The 20136-nt window shown below is 39.8% G+C and carries 18 protein-coding genes, 1 tRNA gene and 2 pseudogenes; 14 read left to right on the forward strand and 7 right to left on the reverse strand.

From position 1 onward, the window contains the following. Positions 1-32 precede the first annotated feature (32 nt). The 4 genes from DXC10_RS01150 to DXC10_RS01165 all read right to left on the reverse strand — a co-directional run bounded on the left by DXC10_RS01150 (position 33) and on the right by DXC10_RS01165 (position 3633). Positions 33-893 carry a glycosyl transferase family 2 gene (locus DXC10_RS01150; RefSeq protein ID WP_101541912.1) on the reverse strand — a complete coding sequence of 287 codons (861 nt, stop codon included), beginning with the start codon at positions 891-893 and terminating at the stop codon, positions 33-35. Next, the gene (locus DXC10_RS01155) at positions 890-1933 is read right to left on the reverse strand and encodes an N-acetylneuraminate synthase family protein (RefSeq protein WP_101541913.1); all 1044 of its coding nucleotides are present in this window, start codon (positions 1931-1933) and stop codon (positions 890-892) included. Before DXC10_RS01155 ends, DXC10_RS01150 begins: the two co-directional genes overlap by 4 nt. Before the next feature lie 99 nt (positions 1934-2032). Beyond that, positions 2033-2785: a cytidylyltransferase domain-containing protein gene (locus DXC10_RS01160; protein ID WP_101541914.1), complete on the reverse strand. Its 753-nt coding sequence runs from the start codon at positions 2783-2785 to the stop codon at positions 2033-2035. Then, entirely contained in the window at positions 2782-3633 is an 852-nt protein-coding gene (locus tag DXC10_RS01165) for a hypothetical protein (RefSeq protein ID WP_117737199.1), read from the reverse strand. The genes DXC10_RS01160 and DXC10_RS01165 overlap by 4 nt, the downstream gene beginning before the upstream one ends. A 184-nt stretch (positions 3634-3817) precedes the next feature. On the opposite strand from DXC10_RS01165, the gene DXC10_RS01170 reads away from it, so the two are divergent. Genes DXC10_RS01170 through DXC10_RS01180 form a run of 3 tightly spaced genes read left to right on the forward strand, consistent with a single transcriptional unit; the run spans position 3818 to position 7083 of the window. Further along, on the forward strand, positions 3818-5080 hold the full coding sequence (locus DXC10_RS01170; protein ID WP_101541916.1) for a glycosyltransferase: 1263 nt from the start codon (positions 3818-3820) through the stop codon (positions 5078-5080). A gap of 4 nt (positions 5081-5084) precedes the next feature. After that, positions 5085-6347, forward strand: a complete 1263-nt coding sequence (locus tag DXC10_RS01175; protein WP_101541917.1) for a glycosyltransferase family 4 protein — start codon at positions 5085-5087, stop codon at positions 6345-6347. Further along, the gene (locus DXC10_RS01180) at positions 6340-7083 is read left to right on the forward strand and encodes a glycosyltransferase family 2 protein (RefSeq protein WP_117737200.1); all 744 of its coding nucleotides are present in this window, start codon (positions 6340-6342) and stop codon (positions 7081-7083) included. Before DXC10_RS01175 ends, DXC10_RS01180 begins: the two co-directional genes overlap by 8 nt. A gap of 96 nt (positions 7084-7179) precedes the next feature. Here DXC10_RS01180 and DXC10_RS01185 read toward each other — a convergent pair whose 3' ends face one another. Then, a complete protein-coding gene (locus DXC10_RS01185; protein WP_117737201.1) occupies positions 7180-7878 on the reverse strand; it encodes an NAD-dependent deacylase in 699 nt (232 codons plus the stop codon). A gap of 143 nt (positions 7879-8021) precedes the next feature. Here DXC10_RS01185 and DXC10_RS01190 point away from each other — a divergent pair, with 143 nt between their 5' ends. From DXC10_RS01190 to DXC10_RS01230, 10 genes and pseudogenes are all read left to right on the forward strand, one after another. Then, positions 8022-8615: an FKBP-type peptidyl-prolyl cis-trans isomerase gene (locus DXC10_RS01190; protein ID WP_101541920.1), complete on the forward strand. Its 594-nt coding sequence runs from the start codon at positions 8022-8024 to the stop codon at positions 8613-8615. Positions 8616-8627: 12 nt separating this feature from the next. Continuing rightward, positions 8628-9491, forward strand: a complete 864-nt coding sequence (locus DXC10_RS01195; RefSeq protein WP_101541921.1) for an FKBP-type peptidyl-prolyl cis-trans isomerase — start codon at positions 8628-8630, stop codon at positions 9489-9491. A 184-nt stretch (positions 9492-9675) separates the two neighbouring features. Beyond that, entirely contained in the window at positions 9676-10140 is a 465-nt protein-coding gene (locus DXC10_RS01200) for an Lrp/AsnC family transcriptional regulator (RefSeq protein WP_004291634.1), read from the forward strand. Positions 10141-10151: 11 nt separating this feature from the next. Further along, positions 10152-10463, forward strand: a complete 312-nt coding sequence (locus tag DXC10_RS01205; RefSeq protein WP_101541922.1) for a DUF4491 family protein — start codon at positions 10152-10154, stop codon at positions 10461-10463. A gap of 93 nt (positions 10464-10556) precedes the next feature. Further along, positions 10557-10630 (forward strand) — tRNA-Ile (locus DXC10_RS01210). A 141-nt stretch (positions 10631-10771) separates the two neighbouring features. After that, positions 10772-10915: pseudogene (locus DXC10_RS16255) on the forward strand (hypothetical protein); the annotation flags it as partial. A gap of 341 nt (positions 10916-11256) precedes the next feature. Continuing rightward, positions 11257-11676: a hypothetical protein gene (locus tag DXC10_RS01215; RefSeq protein ID WP_117737202.1), complete on the forward strand. Its 420-nt coding sequence runs from the start codon at positions 11257-11259 to the stop codon at positions 11674-11676. Between the two features lie 5 nt (positions 11677-11681). After that, the gene (locus DXC10_RS01220; RefSeq protein ID WP_117737203.1) at positions 11682-11984 is read left to right on the forward strand and encodes a hypothetical protein; all 303 of its coding nucleotides are present in this window, start codon (positions 11682-11684) and stop codon (positions 11982-11984) included. Continuing rightward, positions 11981-13048 (forward strand): hypothetical protein, encoded by a 1068-nt coding sequence (locus DXC10_RS01225; RefSeq protein ID WP_117737204.1) that lies wholly within the window; start codon positions 11981-11983, stop codon positions 13046-13048. The genes DXC10_RS01220 and DXC10_RS01225 overlap by 4 nt, the downstream gene beginning before the upstream one ends. 63 nt (positions 13049-13111) lie before the next feature. Further along, positions 13112-14128: a penicillin-binding transpeptidase domain-containing protein gene (locus tag DXC10_RS01230; RefSeq protein WP_117737205.1), complete on the forward strand. Its 1017-nt coding sequence runs from the start codon at positions 13112-13114 to the stop codon at positions 14126-14128. A gap of 117 nt (positions 14129-14245) precedes the next feature. Here DXC10_RS01230 and DXC10_RS01235 read toward each other — a convergent pair. After that, positions 14246-14882 (reverse strand): annotated as a pseudogene (locus DXC10_RS01235) (nucleotidyl transferase AbiEii/AbiGii toxin family protein). Then, complete coding sequence (locus DXC10_RS01240) at positions 14879-15211, reverse strand: hypothetical protein (protein ID WP_009017956.1); 333 nt, start codon at positions 15209-15211, stop codon at positions 14879-14881. The pseudogene DXC10_RS01235 and the gene DXC10_RS01240 overlap by 4 nt, the downstream one beginning before the upstream one ends. A gap of 845 nt (positions 15212-16056) precedes the next feature. Here DXC10_RS01240 and DXC10_RS01245 point away from each other — a divergent pair. Next, positions 16057-20046, forward strand: a complete 3990-nt coding sequence (locus DXC10_RS01245; RefSeq protein WP_117737206.1) for a two-component regulator propeller domain-containing protein — start codon at positions 16057-16059, stop codon at positions 20044-20046. Positions 20047-20136: the final 90 nt, after the last annotated feature.

Raw genomic sequence — 20136 nt, forward strand, 5'->3', positions numbered from 1 at the left:
ATTCATTTAAAATTAAAAATAGAGAATTCCCATCAACTGCGTTCACCCAGCTTGCCACGTTTTCCATCACGATAACCCTCCCAGAGAGCTTTCCATTTGGCAAACTTTTGCTTCTCGTACAAAAGTACAAAGACCATCCGTTTATATAAATGATAGCGCAAGTGAGCCTTCAAATTTAAACTCTCAGGATAAAGCTTATGAAGAATGATACCATTCCGCACATTATAATAGGTACGTGCCGGAGGATACTCATTAGGAAAAACTTCTTTTCCCAGCAGACGGTGTTTCTTCTTCTGATATCCCAAGTCGTGCTGCAACAGGATATTCTTGAAGCAAACGGTCGGTACCCCTTTCCGGGCGGCACGCCAGCAATACTCACTATCGATACCCCAAACAAACAAGTCTTCCATGAAAGTACCCAATTCCTCAAACAGGCTGACCGGATAGATCGTACCGGAAGTCATGGCGGAAGATACTTTATCTACTGTATCCACCACCGGATAAAGGGAAGATTGTTGCGACTTGATAAAATAATTCACAGAAAAGATAGTTTGCTCGTCTTCTCCATAACCTCGAACAGCCGTCATGTAGCGCCGGAACTCTCCATCCAGAAAGAAACTGTCCTGATCGAGCGTCAAGAGATGGGTAAATCCATTCTTACGGGCATAGTCCACGGCGTCATTCAGAGCAATACCGATACCTACATTCCTCCCGCACCCCCTATATTCCAAACGTTCCGGATGACAGATTTCCGACAGAGGCAATTGTTTTTTCTCGCCCTCGGGCGTATTATCCCACAACAGCAATTTGTCTACCTGCGGCAGATAGCTATTGATATTTCCGGTTAAATCCTCGCCGGGATGATAGAGTACGACAACAGCAGCCAGTTTCATTCTTCAATCAACGAAGGATAAATAATTTCGTTACGGGGTATCTCCTTTAGCACCCGGTGTCCTATCACCTTATTACGGTCAGCCCACTTAAATCCGTCTCCGGGACTGAGCAGATGGATATCATTTTCTGTAATCATATCCCCCGGGCACAACACCTTATTAGTGGCGATAGAACGTTCCAGTTTCACCTTAGCGGCTGAAACCGCAGGGTCTACATACAGTTCTTCCTGCCCCAACCAATGCTCCGCGATGCGGATGTCACGAATCATACGGTTCACACCGTCCGGTCCCAAAGACCCCTGCTGGTCGGTACCCTTCATGCGACGGTCTATAGTTACGTGCTTTTCTATGATCTCGGCACCCATGCCCACAGCAACCACCGGAGCCGCAATGCCGATAGTATGATCGGAAAAACCGATGACATACTGTCCATAGTACCGCTTCAGATAGCTGATTGTTTTCAGGTTCAGGTTATTGGGCTGAGTGGGGTACTGTGACACACAATGCAGAATGGAAATATCACTGTGATAACGGGTGATAACATCCAATGCATCATCCAGTTCTTTCTTTCCCGCCATACCTGTAGAAAGGATAATAGGTATTTTAGTTTCCGCCATTACTTCCAGCAAAGGAAGGTTGGTAAGATCACGGCTTGCCACTTTCAGCCGATCAGGCGTAAAGAGTTTCAGTAATGACATACAGCCCTTAGAACAAAGAGTCTCCACAAAATCCAATCCCAGAGACTTGGCATGCTTGTAGACTTCGAAGTGTTCCTCATCCGTCAATTCCAGAAAAGCCCGGTGCTCACCGTATGTACGTCCGAAAGAGTGGGGAGAAACATACGGCCGGTTCATTTGCGAGTCGGTCAGCTCCTCATTCAGGTCACGCTTAGTCAGTTTCACCGCATCCATCGGACGCAGTTCCATATTGAATACCTCCTCACGAACAGGGCGGGATACCAAATCAACAATCAACTTGGCTATATCGACCGAACCATTGTGGTTTTGTCCGATTTCTCCGATAATGTAAGTACTCTTCATATTATATAAAATAGTTTACAACCATTACGATAAATATTCCGTTGCATCACGAACGGCATTCAGCCTTAACGAAATTGCACAAAAGAACGTCGCGGAATGTCATTTTTCATTGCGGGCAATGTTCTCCAACATCTTTACACGATACTCCGGATGCGTTTCTACCAACTGCAACAGAGCATGGATACTATGGTCTGTCTGCTCATGAAAGGTGGCATAAAGCGTTTGCAGCAGAGTAAAATCTTCCATGGTGTCGAGAGTAAAGCGGAGATCGAGCCGCTCCTCCAGCCCATCGGGCATGGGAAGCAGGCGAACACTAAACTCCGAGGGGTGTGTATAGAGATATATGGTGACGTGCTCGATGTAGAGTTTCTCTTGCGTGGCAGCAGCAGCACGACGCAAAGCGTCGGTCGTAGTCAACTCGGCAAACAAACCCAGATGCGACTTGATGGTGGGACGGCCGTCAGCAAAGCCGTATGCAATGTAATCTGCCGGACAAGTATCGTGTTCATTAAAGAATACCTTGAAACTGTCCGGACGCAGGAAAGGATTATCCGAACAAACACGGATGAAGCGGTCGATACCAAATGTCTCGGCAGCCCGGATAAAGCGGTCGAGCACATCGTCTTCGTCGCCCCGGTAACAGAAAACTTTTGCCTGGCGTGCAACTTCCGCCAACACATCGTCTTGCGGGCGATCGGTAGTGGCAAGTACGATTGTCTTCTCCGGACAAGCTTGCCTAATATTTGATATCAAGATATCAATAATGCGCTGTTCACCATAAAAAGGGAGCAGTATTTTATTATGCAACCGGGTAGAACCGGTACGTGCCTGAATGATTATTCCGTCTTTCATAATTTCATTCGTTTAAAAGCGTCGATATAACTGCCCGGTGTAATATTAATCACCTCTTTTCCCAACTTCCGGGCATATGCCTCAAGTATAAAGTAAGATTTAAAAGCCACGTGCATGTGATAAAGTATAACATAGAGACGGGCACTATTCAAGTTTTCCTGCTTCACGGTAGCCGCCTGCGACTTATTCTGGTCGTAAAAATGTTTCTGATGCATCAGCACCACATTCTCGTCCGTCACCGTGATTTCCGGTAACCAAGAGTGATCGGCACCCGCCAGGTATATCTTCTTAAAAGGCAGACGCAATCCTATCGCGATGGAAGGTATCAGTACATTATGTGGACGGGGAACACCCCAACCCTTACGGAATACCCAATTGCAAAAACCTTGAAAACCCTCAATCGGAGTAGTGTTATAAATACAAAGATTGATATTGGGATTGCCTGCCAACATCGGTTGCCAATCTTTATTCTTCAAAGCACGGGCAGGAATAAACAAATTTATCGGCCAGGTAGTTTTTTCCGCCAGAGTTTGAAACAATTGCACCCGTTTTTCGGGAACAATCCAGAACAAAGGGTCTGCTATCAAGTAAAGTTCAGGACGAAGTTGTTCAAACATAGGTGACGTTACACAAAAGTTCACTGCCAACAATGTCTTTTCTTTCACAAATTCCGGGAATTCCTGCACCGTATGGTTCAATGAAGGGCCATTAGCCAATATCAATAACTCATCCGCATTACTGAAAGAAGATGGCAAGCGAGTATTCCACTTAGATTGCAACAATACCTTCACTACGCTAAGAAAACATTGCCACAATTGTTCCAACCATTTTAGTCCTTTTTCTCCCATAGCTATAAAATTATATACAATTAAAGCTATTCACACCCCAGATACCCAATGTATATACCGGTCTTACAATAGCTGATTTTAATGTCGCAAAGATAGAGAGTTTAGTGATTACAGACTAAAAAATAAATGTTTTTATAGAATATAAAACGACAAAAACAGTACTTTTGCACAAACATTCTCCAAAATGAGAGTACTATTAGTAAACACATCTGAGCAAACCGGTGGAGCAGCCATTGCCGCCAAACGTTTAATGAAATCGCTTCATACAGTAGATGTAGATGCAAAAATGCTTGTTCTACACAAAGAAAGCGATTTGTCTCAGGTAATGTCAATAGGTAAAAACTGGCAAAAGCGGTATACTTTCTTATGGGAAAGACTGATTATATGGATTAACAACTTATTCAGTAGAAAAAATCTATTCACCGTATCCATTGCCAATACAGGATTTAATATCACTAAACTACCTTCGTTTCAAGAAGCGGACATCATCCATTTGCACTGGATTAATCAGGGATTACTCTCCATTAAAAGTATCCAGGAAATTCTAAAATCGGGCAAACCTGTCATCTGGACAATGCATGACATGTGGGAATGTACCGCCATTTGCCATCATGCACATAACTGTACAAACTTTAAAAGTGAGTGTAAGAATTGTCGGTTTCTGCGTTTTCCCGGCAATAACGATTTAGCACATAGAGTATTCAGAAAAAAATTAAAACTCTTTTCTAATCATGATTTAAGTATTGTAGCAGTCAGCAACTGGCTTTCTACACAAGTCAAACAGAGTGCTTTGTTGGGAAACAAAGATATTCTTGTAATTCCGAATGTGCTTTCTCTTTCCGATTTTAAAATATTGGATAAAAAGATATCCCGAAAAGAACTTTTCTTGCCCAACAAGTACATCATTTTATTTGGTGCGGCCAGAATTGATGACCCCATCAAAGGTTTTGAGTACTTATTAAAAGCCATACATCTATTAATCAAACAAAAACATTTCCAATCCGAAGAGTTGCATCTGGCCTTATTCGGAAAAATAAAATATCCCCAGAAAGTACTTGTCCATATTCCCATCAGTTATTCATATTTCGGAAGAATTGACAGTTCTCATAAGCTCTCGCAACTATATTCTGCGGCAGACGTTACAGTTTCAGCCTCACTGTACGAGACTTTCGGACAGACACTTATCGAAGCGCAAGCATGTGGTTGTATCCCGATCTCATTTGGAAACAGCGGACAATCGGACATCATACACCACAAAAAGAATGGCTTCTTAGCAGACTATCTATCGGCTGACAGCCTGGCAGAAGGAATCAAATGGGGAATGACGGAAGGAAAAGACACCCTTTCCAAAGAAAGTATGAGAAATTATGTGTTCGAAAAATACTCCAGTAAGGTAGTTGCCAATCAATATCTCGACCTTTATAAGACTGTTATCAAAAAAAAGTAATATAATGAGAATACTACTCATAAATACTACAGAAAAAATAGGCGGACCTGCCATAGCAGCCAGCCGTCTTATGGAAGCTCTGAAAAACAATGGCATCAAAGCTAAAATGCTGGTACGCGACAAACAGACAGAACAAATTACCGTCGTTGAGTTAAAACATAATTGGCGTATGGTATGGAAATTTGTATGGGAACGTATTGTAATTTGGAAAGCTAACCATTTCAAGAAAAATAACCTTTTTGCTGTCGATATAGCCAATACAGGTACGGACATCACCTCTTTGCCCGAGTTTCAACAGGCCGATGTGATCCACCTTCATTGGATAAATCAAGGAATGCTTTCGCTAAAGAATATCGAGAAAATACTGGCATCAGGTAAGCCCGTTGTTTGGACGATGCACGATATGTGGCCATGTACGGGTATATGTCATTACAGCATCGGATGTACCAACTATGAACAAGAGTGCCACAATTGTCCATATATTTACGCCAATGGCAAGAAAGATCTTGCCTACCGTACTTTCTACAAAAAACAAAAGTTATACAAAAAAAATCGTATCCATTTCGTGACATGCAGCCGATGGTTAGGGGAGTTAGCACAAAAGAGTGCGCTATTTCATGACCATAAAGTAATCAGTATACCCAACCCGATCAATATAAATCTTTTCAAGCCCCACAATAAAAACGCGGCTCGTGACAAATATATGTTACCTCACAACGTCAAGCTCGTGTTATTCGGCTCGGTAAAAATCACCGATCAAAGAAAAGGGATCAATTACCTGATAGAGTCCTGCCATCTTTTGTTCAAGAAACATCCTGAACTGAAAGAACAATTAGCTGTCGTGGCTTTCGGCAATCAATCCCGACAGTTGGAGAATTTATTGCCATTCAAAGTTTATCCAATGGATTTTTTAAAGAATGAACATCAATTGGTAGATATATACAATGCCGTAGACATCTACGTCACCCCATCGTTAGAAGACAATCTTCCTAACACGATTATGGAGGCTATGGCCTGCGGCATTCCCTGTGTAGGTTTCAACGTGGGTGGTATTCCTGAAATGATAGACCATCTCCACAATGGATACGTGGCACAATATAAATCGTCCGAGGACTTTGCCAACGGTATTTATTGGACACTGACCGAACCCGACTATCCAAGCCTGTCGGAACAGGCTTGCCGGAAAGCCGTGACGCACTATTCAGAAGGTACCATCGCTAAGAAATATATCGATCTCTATAATAAAGTTACCGGAAGAAATGCATAACCATCTTACACCTAAGTTCAGTGTCATCACCGTAACCTACAACGCAGAAACGGTACTGGAAGATACTATTCAAAGTGTTATCTCCCAGACCTATCATCGCGTAGAGTATATCATCATAGACGGGGCTTCCACAGACGGAACTCTCTCCATCATCAACCGTTACAAGGAACGTATCTCCCTGGTCGTAAGCGAACCGGACAAAGGGCTGTACGATGCCATGAACAAGGGTATTGAACACGCGACAGGCGATTATCTTTGTTTCCTCAACGCCGGAGACAGTTTTCACGAAGACGACACTTTGCAACAAATGGTACATACTCTCAGTAACGGTGGACTGCCTGACATTCTGTACGGTGAAACAGCTTTAGTCGATAAAGAAGGACACTTTATCCGCATGCGCCGTCTCTCCTCCCCTGAGGTCCTGACATGGAAAAGTTTCAAGCAAGGCATGCTGGTCTGCCATCAGGCGTTTTTTGCCAAACGTATACTGGTAGAGCCATACGACTTGCAGTACCGTTTCTCGGCCGACTTCGACTGGTGTATCAAGATCATGAAAAAAGCGCGGGTCCTGCACAACACACATCTCACGCTTATCGATTACCTGGAGGAAGGAATGACTACACAAAACCGGAAAGCATCTCTCAAAGAACGGTTCTGCATCATGTCAAAACACTACGGGCTTATAAGTACCGTGGCACATCATGCGTGGTTCGCGCTGAGAGCGGTTATTAAATAACCCAACAGTGCCACTATATTGGCACTGTTATGCCACCGTATTGGCACGACCGTGCCAACAAAGAGGCAAGACTGTGCCAATACGGTGGCATTAACCTCAATGTTCAAGTATCATCGCCAACTCCTTTACCCCTTCCGAAGCTCCCTTCTGAATGACATGTATCGGACGCATGGTGTGCGTGTCCACCGGCTTAGGATCAATCAGATAGACTTCTGCTGTGCGAGACACGTAGTTCAACAGTCCGGCAGCCGGATATACATTCATGGAAGTGCCGATAATGACAAAGATATCCGCTTTCTCCACATAACCGATGGCTCGCTCTATTTCGGGCACCGGCTCTCCAAACCAAACGATGAACGGGCGGAATTGCGTTCCGTCGCCTGCCTTATCACCCAACTTTACTTCATATTCCTCCGGTTTCAACTCCTTTATATAATGAGGGTTGTAAGGGTCACGGCTGGAACAAACTTTCGTCAGTTCACCGTGTAGGTGGATGATGCGTTGACTGCCTGCACGCTCATGCAAATTATCAATATTCTGCGTAACCACTGTCACGTTGAAATCTTTTTCCAGTGCGGCAACTCCAATATGCCCGGCATTAGGTTCTACTTCCAACAGCTGCTTGCGACGCTCGTTATAAAAATTGATAACCAGTTCCGGATCACGCGCATACCCCTCAGGAGTGGCTACCTGAGCTACCGGATATTTATCCCACAAACCTCCCGCATCACGGAATGTACTGATACCACTCTCGGCACTCATGCCGGCACCGGATAAAATGACCAAATTTTTCATATCCCGTATCCTATTTTTTATTTTGTTTCTTACAAAAATACAAAAGATAGACATAGTTGATACTTAAATAAGAAAAATTAAATGACGAAAAGTCCTATCATTCAAATAAAAAGGTTACTTTTGCGACTCTTAATTAAGTAAAAATGGATAAATTCAGTTATGCTATCGGCCTGGGAATAGGTCAAAATCTTTTAAGCATGGGTGCTAAAGGCATCGCAGTAGATGACTTTGCACAAGCAATCAAAGACGTATTGGAGGGAAATCAGACGGCTATCAGCCATACGGAAGCCCGTGATATAGTAAACAAATACTTCAGTGAACTGGAACAGAAAATGAATGCCGCCAATATTGAAGCAGGCCAAAAGTTCCTTGAAGAAAACAAGAAACGTCCGGGTGTCGTCACCCTGCCGAGTGGACTTCAGTACGAAGTGATCAATGAAGGTAATGTAGGTACCTATGCCAAAGCTACCGACCAGGTACAATGCCACTATGAAGGTACGCTTATCGACGGAACTCTGTTTGATAGCTCTATCAAGCGCGGACAGCCTGCCACATTCGGTGTTAACCAAGTTATTCCGGGATGGGTAGAAGCCTTGCAACTGATGCCCGAAGGTGCCAAATGGAAGCTTTATATCCCCAGCGAACTGGCTTACGGAGCACAAGGAGCAGGTGAAATGATCCCTCCTCACAGTACACTTATATTTGAAGTAGAACTACTTAAAGTATTAAATAAATAATTTTAAAGCAAAATGAAGAAAGTAACATTTATCATGGCTATCGCAGTAGTTGCCGGTTTGGCATCTTGTACTGCACAAAGTCCGAAAGCTGACTTGAAAACAGACGTTGACTCATTATCTTATGCTATCGGCATGGCCCGCACCGAAGGTTTGGACCAATACCTGGCACAACAAGGCGTCGATTCTACTCAAATGGCAGAATTCATCAAAGGTTTCAATGAAGGAGCCACTAAGATTGACAAAAAAGACGTAGCTTACATGACAGGTCTGCAAATAGGCCAGATGGTTAGCAAACAATGGGTTGAAGGTTTCAATCAGCAAATTTTCGGTGGTGACTCCACACAGACTATCAGCCGCGAGAACCTGTTGGCAGGTTTTGTTGCCGGAGTTATCGGTAAAGGTATCATGACCAAGGAAGAAGCTCAACAGTTCATGCAGACTCAGATGGATGCCATCAAAGAAAAAGCTACTGAAAAGAAATATGCCGACAACAAGGCTGCCGGTGAAAAATTCCTTGCCGACAATAAGACTAAAGAAGGCGTTGTAACTACCGAAAGCGGTTTGCAATACAAAATCATCACTAAAGGTACAGGTGCCATCCCTGCTGATACCTGCAAGGTGAAAGTAAACTACAAAGGTACTTTGATTGACGGTACTGAATTCGATAGTTCATACAAACGTAAAGAACCTGCCACTTTCCGTGCCAACCAAGTTATCAAGGGTTGGACTGAAGCTCTTACCATGATGCCTGTCGGTTCTAAATGGGAACTTTATATCCCTTATGACCTGGCATACGGATCAAGAGAAACCGGCGGTCAAATCAAGCCTTTCTCTACTCTGATATTCGAAATAGAATTACTGGATATTGAAAAGTAAGCGAAAATAATAGAGTAATAAAATAATAGGGTGGTAAGGTGATGATACTTTACCACCCTATTACTTTATACTCAATCTTTGATACTTTATCCTTTTTTCCCCTCCTTTTTATAGATAAATTAAAATAAAGTCCTATATTTGCTTACTATTTGATAACAACAAGAATTTTACTTTATTTACTATTATGGAAAAAATAGACAATCTCGACCGGCAAATCTTGGAAATCATTTCTCAAAATGCCCGTATTCCTTTTAAGGATGTAGCTGCTGAATGTGGCGTATCACGCGCTGCCATCCACCAACGTGTACAGCGTCTGATTGACCTGGGTGTCATCGTTGGCTCCGGCTATCATGTAAACCCCAAGTCTTTGGGTTATAGGACATGTACTTATGTAGGAATTAAATTGGAAAAAGGTTCCATGTATAAAGCGGTTGTTGCCGAAATGCAAAAAATCCCTGAAATTGTGGAATGTCATTTCACTACCGGTCCATATACCATGTTGACTAAAGTATATGCCCGCGACAACGAACATTTAATGGATTTGCTGAACAACAAAATGCAGGAAATTCCCGGTGTCACAGCCACTGAAACATTAATTTCACTGGAACAGAGCATCAAGAAAGAAATTCCTATTTGTCCCGAAAAGTAAAAGATAAAAAGATGAGCTTCTTAAACGATTATCACCTTTCGGGACTTGTCATTGGCATTTGTACCTTTCTTATTATCGGGCTGTTTCACCCAATAGTCGTAAAAGCCGAATATTATTGGGGTACTAAATGCTGGTGGATTTTCCTATTATTGGGTATAGGTGGTATAATTGCATCACTTTGTACTGAAAATATCCTGATAGCTTCGCTCTTGGGAGTATTTGCTTTTTCTTCTTTTTGGACGATAAAGGAAATCTTCGAGCAAGAAGATCGGGTGAAAAAAGGCTGGTTTCCTAAGAACCCTAAACGTACTTATAAATTCTAAAATAGAAGGTCATCCGTATTTTTATCAGAAACACTTGCATATTTCAGTAGAAAATACTACTTTTGCCCCCGCTATCCGAGAGATGGATACACCGGACTTGTAGCTCAGTTGGTTAGAGCAACAGACTCATAATCTGGAGGTCCCTGGTTCAAGCCCAGGCTGGTCCACAAAGAATTGCCTCATAAACAAGTGTTTATGGGGCTTTTTTTATTAGGACTTTTCCTCTTTGATTTTTTGAAATACTGACAAGAAACAGGCTGTTTTGCTTCGTTGTTGACCTATTGTTGCCCCCCAATAAGTAGGTTAAAATGTTGACGATTAAAACAGAAGTCTAACAGGACAAGCAAAGAAGTGATGGAACATATAACGTAAAGATACGATTTACGTTGGATAGAAAGGTGAAAAAGTTATCCACCAGTCTATTCGTGACATCTAAAGAACTTACAAAATCTTTCATTATCTTTGTATCAATTCCGACGAACTGATACGTCAGAAAGTTGGAAGGACATATTTAACGAAAGGTGTTATTGAAATTATCTTCTAAAGTCAAATTCTCGCAAAATTTGTAACGCTGTGAAGATGGTAGCAATAGCACCCATACATTTGATATGTACCTACCTTATTTTATAAGGCTTTAGACATTGTCAAAATTGGTGTGGGGCTATTGTTTTATCTAATCCATGCCAAGGCGATGCGAGAAGCCAAAGAATAGGGTTGGTAAAACATATATAGCTTCCACACCTTTTTTATTTATGGCTCACAAAGGGAGCAGGTGGGCATAACAATTATAATTATGCAGTATAATATCAATTTTCATGAATTAAATAGCTGGAGCTATTTTGATAAAGCCTTAAAAGACCAAAGTTCTTTTATAAACGAATACAAGAATAATGCTCTAAACAGATATTCTGGATATTCTATGCAAGAGAACGATAAATATACAGTTATACAAATAGCCAAACCGTATATGGATATAATACAAATAGTCTTTGATACTCTCCAAAAGGATGAACTGTTTATTGTTTATATAATGGAAACACCAGACCCTTATGCTTGGGATGGACTTACTTCTTGTTTAAATGAAGAATTTAGAGAAGTAGGTAATGGACATTATATTCATAAGAATTACACAAATATCAATATTACGATTGGTAAGAAAAAATACATTGGCGATACTGATGTGTGGACTGTTCAACTATACATAAAGAGGTAATAACTATGGGACTATTTTCTTACTTCAATGAACGTTCTTTATATAAGGACTTGGGTAATCTAATAAGTAATTGGGATGCTTTAAAGAGAGAATACAGAAAGTTTGACAAACTTGTTCTATCGCCTCGTGGAAGTCAGCTTTATCAAATAGTGGAACAGGATTTGGAATTGTTTATAAAGAAAGCCAATTCAATGCCGCAAGTCGCAAAATCGGTTCACCTCACTGTTCATGGTAAAGAAATTTATCTTCCAGCCATATTATCTATGGTACAATCTGATTTAGATGAAATAAAAAGAAATTGCTTATGAAAACCACCTACCAATTGACTAAATATGTCCCCGATACAGGATTGTTTTGCTTTGAACCCAAACCTTGGATAGATGAAATAATAGATAATGGATTAACTTATATTGATGTCTTAGAAGGTAAAGAAGCTCTTGATAAAGTATCTTCCAACCCTGTTAGACGTAAATGGTTTCAAGATAGAACGTTTAATATTGGAGACAGAATAGAATTTCCTAACACTATTGATAGTAAATGCTTTAAATTTTTTGGTCGAAAATGGAATGATATTCCTCAATTACATATTTACTGCCACTATTACAAAACACGTTCAACACGATGTTATCCCATAAAAATAGGATTTGGTCTCATGACGGCTTCTGTTAAAGACCGTAATACGCACGAACTAATTCATACCACAGGACAAATAACTCAATATGTAAATTCAACAATGACAGAATATGAGGCTTTGAGTAATCTTATCGGAACAACTTTAATTATTTCCAACATCCTTGAGGTTCCTACAATCAAACGTGGCTTTAATGGAATACCCGATAGAAACATAACATACAATATATATACTATAGATGTAGAAAGAACCACCAATCCTACACAAGGCGACATAGATGTTAAATTCCATTACTCTAAAGAACCATGTCCTATACAAGAACCTAAATATAAAATTATACAGCTTACTGAAAATGGCATCACAAGAGATATATATAAAGCAAAACAACAAAATGAAATATTAAAAAGCAAATCAATAACAGCAGAAACTAATTATGTGCTATATGATAGCCAAGTAAGAATTGTACTTGACGATATAGAACATCTTAACGAACAACTGCGTATGCTTCAAACAATGGTAACAAAAGGTGAAAACTATTGTAAAGAAAACAGTTACATCTTCCAAACATTGTGTGAATCCACAAGCCAACTATATAATAAGTTTATAATGGACTTATCAAAAGTTTCAAATGATAAGATACCTCAAATTACAGTTCCTTGGATTGACAAAACACAATGTTCTGTGACATTTTGGAATAACGCTTATTATATGTTTATCAAGGACTTATTCGACAAGTTGTAACCGAAAATTATAAAATATATGAAATTTTAAAAACTATTTGCAGCCTTGGCAATAACTTCGTGCATGGCATCATGTTTTAGTACTTCCAATCATTCTACGGAATTGAATAGGAACTGCATAGATAGCACTTTACAAGTCAAAACTACTTCTATCTTAGAGAGCAAGCTAATTGAGCCTAATGCCTTATCCGGGCAAGCTATCATTATGGATGTTCAGACAGGACATATAAAGACTATGGTCGGACTTGAAAAGAAAGATAGTGCTAACTACCAATCTTGCGAAAACTTCTCTCAAGCACACGAATCAGCATTGACGCACCCCATATCCATATTGGCAGCATTGGAAACAGGAAAGGTAAAACTATCTGATACTGTAGATGTGGATAATGGAATCTACCCTGTACATAACAGGAAACTGATAGACCATAATTGGCATAGAGGTGGATATGGTGAAGTCTCTATCAAGCAAGGTTTAGCTTCAAGTTCAAACATTGCTGTTTATAAAACAATGAAGAAAGCATTTGGAGATGATGCACAAGCATACTTCAATCAGTTGAATAATATGAGTTATGGTAAACCAGACAGCATCACAGGAATAACTAATCTGAAATCTGCATACTTTGTTACTCCTAAAGATAGCGCTTGGAGCGATACAGCCTTTGCATGGTTCTGCATTGGATATAATCAGACTATTACTCCTATACAAACGCTAACCTTTTATAATGCTATTGCTAATAGTGGAAAGATGATACACCCACAACTTTATGAAAACAGTACAACAGTTATCAATCCGCAGATAGCAAGCCAAGCTAATATTGACAGCTTGAAACAAGCATTATTGTATACTGTTAAAGACGGGTTAGGGCAACCTGCCAAATCTGATAAACAACAAGTTGCAGGTAAAACAGGAACAGTACAACTTGAAGATGGAAGCTATATTGTAGAATTCTGCGGTTACTTTCCTGCCTATGCTCCCCAATATTCTATCATTGTTTCTATTCATAAAGATGGGCTACCTGCAAGTGGTGGATTGATGGCAGGTGACGTGTTTAGGCAGATAGTAGATTACATGAACGAATAACAATATAAAGGAAGCAGTATTTGAGGGAACTCTTATGCTGTTTCTCTTTTATATAGCTACTACAATTCTAAGGAATACTTCTATATATAACCCCATTCGTAAGAATGTTGCAGCAGTTTATAATAAACAAAACTTTATATAATCTTCTATTTCTTGAGCAGTAACAGCATAAATCGGTGCAAGTTGCTCAAAATGGGAATCTCTTGTAAAACGAGAGCCGTTGGTGAGCATAGCTAACAGATTCTTGGATTTCAACTTATGTCCAGAGTAGGTAAGGGCTAAAGATACCAAATCGTTGATAGGTACACCAGACTTTAAGATGGAATAAATATCATAATAATCGCGAAAATTACTCCTGCGTAGCATTACCTCCATCTTCATAGCTCCAATAGACTTTACATCTGCCAATCTGAGATTATTCAGATATTCCACAGGCATACTGACAGGAGAATATTTAACAGGCATAAAAAGAGAACTTTACTCCAGACACTAAATATTCCACATGGTCTATATCTAAAATGTCCTTATGCTGAATATCACCTATTGCAGCGAACTCTTTCTCTATCTGATACCATACTACTTCCATTTTCTCTGTTTTAGAGGTACGCCATTTCATAAAGTCCAAGTCCTCACTTTGCCGAGTTCCCATTTGCAATGACAAAGCTGTGCCACCTACCAAGAGATAGGGTTTGATGCAGTCCAACTTAGAAACGGCTTCAAAAACTTGCAGCGTGTGTGGAGCTAAACCTTTCATGCAAACATTTTATTAAGGTGGCGGGTAGCCATAGACTTTATATAAGCATCTGGTTTCTTTGCTTTGAAATAATACCATGCAAAGAAACGATTCAACGTGTAGAGATATTCCGCTTGGGGAACAAGATAATCCAGCCACACCTGCTTGATTTTCTTGAAAGGGTAAATTAGAAACAGTTGGTTTATTTCCTCCAAATCAAGATGTAACAAGGTTTTCTCAATCAGCATATCATCTGGAATATCCTTGATTGAGTTTTCATTGTACGACCAAAAGCAGTGTTCTTGCTTCAGTTTCGCCAATAGTTCTTGTTTTACCACATCTCTTGACATAACTCCCTGTTTTAGAATAACACAAAATTAGTGATTATTCTTGTCCAAAGCAAATCACAATGGAGAATGTTTCATTGTGAATAAGATTTTTAGTAAATTTGTAAGGCAAGTTCAGTGTTGACCTATTGTTGACCTTAGAACTTACACAGAGATAATTAACGTGTTGATAACGAGGTAGCTCAGTTGGTTAGAACAACAGACTCATAATCAGAAGATCCCTGGTTCAAGCCCAGACTGATCCACAAGCTAAAAATCTCATTCTTAACAGAATATAGCTTTTTTAGTTCATAGATACCTCCAATTAAGGGTCTGTTGCTTGATTACATTAGCCTTAAGAAAGAACAGTTGTTTCACCAATTAAACAATATGTAATATGCCGACAATCAACCCAGAAGTAGTAGAAGTACAAAGAAAGACAAATGACTATTTCACCGTAAGGCTTAGATTTACTCTTAACAGAAGAATGAAACGTATATCAACAAGCCTATTCGTAACCCTAAATGATTTAACAAAGAGCGTGAAGCACGAACAAAAAGGTTAATGCAGCAGGGTAAGTGTGTACCCTCTAATCGATCTTTATCTCTTTATTCGGTAAGCATAAAGAAACCGTTAGAAATCATGAACATTATTCCAGAATGTATACTTTTTGTTAAATTTGCTGTACCCATAATCTATTAAATAGAACTCATAATTGGAACAATCCAAATCAAAAATGTTTGATACAACAAGATATCGTCCACTTTTTATTGATTCAATTTTATTGTTTTGATATATGATTATTAATTTACCCGATGGTATTTTAACTAATATTTTATAATTTTGCAAATGTATTTTTTGAATATTATATGAAAACACTTTTGAATATTAGACGACTTTTACTTTTTGCAATCTTTTTCATTAACGGTACTGTAAGTAAGGGGCAGATTTATAAGTACATAGGGCTGGAAGACGGTCTGAATAATCAGAAAATATATCATATCCAGAAAGATCAACGGGGATATATGTGGTTTCTAACTCAAGAGGGGATAGATCGCTATGATGGAAAACATATCAAGCATTACAATTTTTCAGACGATAGTATGAAGTTAGATTCACGAATTGCCCTACACTGGCTTTATATGGACAAGGGGAATGTATTATGGGTAATCGGTCAAAAAGGTCGTGTTTTCAAATATGATTCGCAACATGATAAGTTCGAACTGGTTTACGTACATCCGAGACTGATCAGAAATAAGTCACAGGCATTCCTTAATTACGGTTATTTAGACAAGAATGGTCGTATTTGGTTATGTTGTAAAGATAGTATTACATGGTATAATACTCGTACTGGAACAGCTCTGCATATACCAACGCCTGTTAATGATGAAATAACGGCCATTGAACAGACAGACGATGAGCATTTCTTTATCGGTACGGGAAGTGGTCTGTTCCGAGCCAGGATAGAAGATAAAGGGTGGAAACTGGTTTCAGATAAGGCGGTGGAAAATATCGATACCCCAGTGCATAAACTCTATTATCATGCCGTTTCAAAACAACTGTTTGTGGGAAACTATAAAGAGGGAATACTCGTATATGACATAGGCAGAACAGCAAAAATCAGTTCCTGCCAATCACCCAATAATGTAGAGATCAATCAAATCGTTGCTTTGAACGCTCATGAGCTTCTGGTAGCCACAGGTGGAAAAGGAGTATATAAACTAGACATAAATACCCGCATGAGTACCCCCTACATAACAGCCGATTATAGTAGTTATAACGGTATGAACGGGAACAATATCAATGATATTTATGTGGATGAAGAACAGCGCATCTGGCTTGCCAATTATCCTACAGGCATTACCATCCGTAACAACCGCTATAGGAGTTACGACCTAATCAGACATTCTCTCGGTAATAACCATTCATTGGTGAACAATCAGGTTCATGACGTGATAGAGGACAGTGATGGTGATCTCTGGTTTGCGACCAGTAACGGTATCAGTCTTTATCAACCTACTACAAAAGAGTGGCGTTCTTTCTTCAGTTCTTTTGACCCGGCATTAGATGATGAAAATCACATCTTCTTAGCACTGTGTGAAGTCACTCCCGGTGTGATATGGGCCGGCGGCTTTACGTCAGGTATTTACAAGATAGAAAAGAAGAAAGAATTTAAGATAAGTTATCTTTCTCCGGCTGCTATTGCAGGAGTACGTCCTGATCAATATATTTATGACATTAAAAAAGATTCGAACGGTGATATATGGTCCGGTGGGTATTACCATTTGAAGCGTATCAATCTTAAGACCAAAAGCGTGCGCTTATATCCGGGAGTAAATTCTATCACTACCATTCAGGAAAAGGATGCCCGGCAGATGTGGATCGGTACAAGAATGGGGCTCTACCAACTTGATAAGAAATCCGGTGTTTATCAATATGTTGACCTACCTATCGAATCTCCCTATATATGTGCATTGTATCAAAGAGATGACAGTATCTTGTATATTGGTACACGCGGATCCGGCCTTCTAGTTTACGACATTAATAATAATGAGTTTATCCATCAGTACCTTACAGACAACTGTGCATTGATTTCCGATAATATTTATGCAATTCTTCCACGTCAGGACGAAAGTCTACTTATGGGTACGGAGAACGGTATTACCATATATTCAACAAAGAAACACTCTTTCCGTAACTGGACACGAGAGCAAGGATTGATGAGTGTCAATTTTAATGCAGGCTCTGCCACAGCATGTAACAAAAGTACGCTCATTTTTGGCGGTAATGACGGTGCTGTCAAGTTCCCGACAGACATACAGATACCGGAACCCTATTATTCACGTCTGTTACTGCGCGATTTTATGATAGCTTATCACCCCATTTATCCGGGTGATGACGGATCTCCCCTAAAGAAAGACATTAATGAGACTGACCGATTAGAACTGACCTACAGACAAAACACTTTTTCTCTTGATGTAATTTCCATTAATTATGATTATCCTTCCAATATTCTTTATTCATGGAAAATTGACGGTTTTCATAAAGAATGGAGTCGTCCAAGCCTGGACAACCGGATTATTGTAAGAAATCTACCTCCAGGCAGTTATACATTACGAATTCGTACAGTATCCAATGAGGAACAATACAAAACCTATGAAACAAGAAACATCCAGATTATCATAACACCTCCGATATGGGCCAGTGTATGGGCTATGGTAGGATATGCAATCTTACTGGTTCTGATTCTGGTTATTATATTCCGTATCATCATGTTGCACAAACAGAAGAAAGTTTCGGATGAGAAAACACGGTTCTTCATTAACACAGCTCACGACATACGCACACCACTTACATTGATAAAGGCTCCACTGGAAGAGATTGTAGAAAACCACATGGTGATGGAACAAGCATTACCGCATATGAATATGGCTCTTAAAAATGTGAATACATTACTTCAGCTGACGACCAACCTGATAAATTTCGAACGGATAGATGTCTACTCTTCCACTCTTTACATTTCCGAGTATGAACTGAATTCTTATATGAATAATATTTACGCCGTTTTCCGTAAATATGCAGAAATGAAACGTGTAAGGTTTGTCTACGAAAGCAATTTTGACTATCTGAATGTGTGGTTTGACAGTGACAAGATGGGATCTATTCTAAAAAATATCTTATCAAATGCATTAAAGTATACATCTGAAGGTGGCAGTGTATGCATTTATGCCTGTGAGGAAGGAAATACCTGGAGTATCGAGGTAAAAGATACCGGAATCGGTATTCCTTCGCGTGAACAAAAGAAATTATTTAAAAACTGTTTTCGGGGTAGTAATGTCATCAATCTAAAAGTGACAGGCAGTGGAATCGGATTAATGCTGGTATATAAACTGGTCAAGTTACATAAAGGTAAGATTCAGATTCAAAGTACCGAACATCAAGGTACCTGTGTACGGATCACTTTCCCGAAAGGAAACAGGCACCTCCATAAAGCAAAATTTATCTCTCCCAAGACACCAGATGAACATCCGGAAGCTATCATACCGACTCAAAATTCCGGTTCGTCTACGGAAACATTCCAGATAAACAGTCCTTCACAACGTATCCTGATAGTGGAAGATAATGATGATTTACGTAGTTATCTTATGGATATGCTTAGTACGGATTATAATATTCAGTCCTGTCCGAATGGAAAAGACGCACTTGTTATAATACGAGAATTCAATCCCGATCTCGTCATATCCGATATAATGATGCCCGAGATGAGCGGAGATGAACTTTGCTCAGCTATAAAGGGAAATCTTGAAATATCCCATATTCCAGTCATTTTGCTAACTGCACTGGGAGATGAGAAAAACATGTTGGAAGGGCTGGAAATCGGGGCGGACGCCTACATCATCAAACCTTTCAGTGTGGGAATACTCAAAGCAATGATTAAGAATATACTTGCAAATCGCGCTTTGCTCCGTCAGGTTTATAACAGTATCGAAGATAAAAAACAAAATCTTCCAGTGAATTGTACTAACACCATGGACTGGAAATTTATAGCTTCCGTTAAGGAATGTATAGAAAAGAACATGGGAGACTCGGACTTTAATGTGGAGATACTCAGTAGTCAACATTATATGAGCCGTACAAGTTTCTTCAATAAATTAAAGGCACTGACCGGTTATGCTCCGGCTGACTATATCCGGATGATACGTTTGCAACATGCTGCACAATTACTAAAGCAAGGCGAACATACAATAGCGGAGATTGCTGATATTGTCGGGTTTTCGGATGCAAAGTACTTTCGTGAGGTATTCAAAAAATATTATAATGTAAGCCCAAGCAAATTTTATAAAAAATCGGAAGAGTGATGGTTAGAAATTAAGAGGCTCATTCTTAACAGAATAGAACCTCTTATACACTCTCCAAGTACAACCTTGTCATTCCCGTTCTTTTTACCT

Origin of the sequence: Bacteroides sp. OM08-11 (assembly GCF_003438665.1) — a bacterium.
GTDB lineage: Bacteria > Bacteroidota > Bacteroidia > Bacteroidales > Bacteroidaceae > Bacteroides > Bacteroides cutis.

Bases quoted from the DNA above. Each gene is read 5' to 3' on its own strand.
- DXC10_RS01150 (WP_101541912.1), bottom strand. From the start codon at position 893: ATGAAACTGGCTGCTGTTGTCGTACTCTATCATCCCGGCGAGGATTTA.
- DXC10_RS01155 (WP_101541913.1), bottom strand. From the start codon at position 1,933: ATGAAGAGTACTTACATTATCGGAGAAATCGGACAAAACCACAATGGT.
- DXC10_RS01160 (WP_101541914.1), bottom strand. From the start codon at position 2,785: ATGAAAGACGGAATAATCATTCAGGCACGTACCGGTTCTACCCGGTTG.
- DXC10_RS01165 (WP_117737199.1), bottom strand. From the start codon at position 3,633: ATGGGAGAAAAAGGACTAAAATGGTTGGAACAATTGTGGCAATGTTTT.
- DXC10_RS01170 (WP_101541916.1), top strand. From the start codon at position 3,818: ATGAGAGTACTATTAGTAAACACATCTGAGCAAACCGGTGGAGCAGCC.
- DXC10_RS01175 (WP_101541917.1), top strand. From the start codon at position 5,085: ATGAGAATACTACTCATAAATACTACAGAAAAAATAGGCGGACCTGCC.
- DXC10_RS01180 (WP_117737200.1), top strand. From the start codon at position 6,340: ATGCATAACCATCTTACACCTAAGTTCAGTGTCATCACCGTAACCTAC.
- DXC10_RS01185 (WP_117737201.1), bottom strand. From the start codon at position 7,878: ATGAAAAATTTGGTCATTTTATCCGGTGCCGGCATGAGTGCCGAGAGT.
- DXC10_RS01190 (WP_101541920.1), top strand. From the start codon at position 8,022: ATGGATAAATTCAGTTATGCTATCGGCCTGGGAATAGGTCAAAATCTT.
- DXC10_RS01195 (WP_101541921.1), top strand. From the start codon at position 8,628: ATGAAGAAAGTAACATTTATCATGGCTATCGCAGTAGTTGCCGGTTTG.
- DXC10_RS01200 (WP_004291634.1), top strand. From the start codon at position 9,676: ATGGAAAAAATAGACAATCTCGACCGGCAAATCTTGGAAATCATTTCT.
- DXC10_RS01205 (WP_101541922.1), top strand. From the start codon at position 10,152: ATGAGCTTCTTAAACGATTATCACCTTTCGGGACTTGTCATTGGCATT.
- DXC10_RS01215 (WP_117737202.1), top strand. From the start codon at position 11,257: ATGCAGTATAATATCAATTTTCATGAATTAAATAGCTGGAGCTATTTT.
- DXC10_RS01220 (WP_117737203.1), top strand. From the start codon at position 11,682: ATGGGACTATTTTCTTACTTCAATGAACGTTCTTTATATAAGGACTTG.
- DXC10_RS01225 (WP_117737204.1), top strand. From the start codon at position 11,981: ATGAAAACCACCTACCAATTGACTAAATATGTCCCCGATACAGGATTG.
- DXC10_RS01230 (WP_117737205.1), top strand. From the start codon at position 13,112: ATGGCATCATGTTTTAGTACTTCCAATCATTCTACGGAATTGAATAGG.
- DXC10_RS01240 (WP_009017956.1), bottom strand. From the start codon at position 15,211: ATGTCAAGAGATGTGGTAAAACAAGAACTATTGGCGAAACTGAAGCAA.
- DXC10_RS01245 (WP_117737206.1), top strand. From the start codon at position 16,057: ATGAAAACACTTTTGAATATTAGACGACTTTTACTTTTTGCAATCTTT.